The 1276-nt window shown below is 47.3% G+C and carries 1 protein-coding gene; it reads left to right on the top strand.

Translation table 11 applies throughout. The features are described from left to right. The coding region (tolC, locus tag GFB48_RS17090) for an outer membrane channel protein TolC (RefSeq protein ID WP_163938646.1) at positions 1-1275 on the top strand (1275 nt) is incomplete at its 5' end. Position 1276: the final 1 nt, after the last annotated feature.

Below are 1276 nucleotides of genomic sequence, written 5' to 3'. Positions count from 1 at the left end.
TTAATGCAGATATATCAGCAAGCTCTGCTAAACGATCCACAAGTCCTACAAGCCAAAGCCCAGCGTGATGCCCAGTATGCCGGTATCGATGAAACCCGCGCCAACTTATTACCCACCATTTCCGGTAATATTGGTTTTAATAAAGGTTGGGATGACATCAATACTGAGCGCAGCTTGTCTAGCTCTTTTGGTGGCTTTGATGGCGGTATCAGTCTCAATCAAGTCATTTACAACCACAGTGCTTGGGTTGGACTCGATATTGCTGAAAAAACCGCTTCCCGTGCTGATGCCCAGTATGCAGGCGCCTTGCAAGGGCTGATTACCCGCGTTGCTAACGCCTATTTCAATGTGCTCACCGCGGCAGATACGGTTGACTTTACCCGCGCAGAAAAAGCCGCCATTGAACGTCAACTAGAGCAAACTAAGCAGCGCTTTGCCGTCGGCCTCAGCGCGATTACTGCGGTACACGAAGCTCAAGCGAAATTCGACTTAGCCACAGCCGATGAAATTCGTGCTGAAAACGACCTAGAGAATAAATACGAAGTGCTACGTGAAATTACCGGCATTGAGTATGACTCGTTACAAGGCTTAAGTGCCGAGCGCTTTTCGCCTTCAGCGCCACAGCCAAGCACCAGCAACGAGTGGCAAAAAATTGCAGAGCAATCCAGCCTTGAGCTGCTTGCTGCACGTTTAGGTATGGAAGTTGCCAAAGAAACCATTGGTTTCTATAAATCAGGCCATATGCCTTCTATCACTGCCAACGCAGGCTACAATGCCTTTAAGAACCAAGAAGCTAAACGCAGTGTTGGTGGCGATTTTATTGATAACTGGAACCAAGCCAACGTGGGTATCACCATGAGTATTCCCATCTTTGAAGGCTTCAAGGTGACCTCACAAGTTAAAAAGGCCCAGTTTGACTATGTTAACGCCGCTCAGCAACTTGAACAAAGCCACCGCAGTGTGACTAAGCAAGTTCGCTCTAACTTAAACAATGTGAAAGCCAACATCAGTGCCATCCGAGCTTATGAGCAATCTGTGATTTCAGCAGAATCGGCTCTAAAAGCGACTCAGGCGGGCTTCGAAGTGGGTACTCGTACCATTGTTGATGTGTTGAACCGTACTCGTGATTTGTTTAACGCTAAGCGTCAGTTATCACAAAGCCGTTACGGTTACATTACTGCCATTTTATCTTTAAAAGCCGCGGCAGGTAATCTAACTGAAGCCGATGTACAGCAAATTAATGCGGGCCTAACCGAGACTCGTACTGCCGAATAAT

The sequence above is a fragment of the Paraferrimonas sp. SM1919 genome, assembly GCF_010993985.1.
Taxonomy (GTDB): domain Bacteria; phylum Pseudomonadota; class Gammaproteobacteria; order Enterobacterales; family Shewanellaceae; genus SM1919.
The sequence above is the reverse complement of the archived record's forward strand: the minus strand, read 5'-3'. Positions and strand labels throughout refer to the sequence as shown.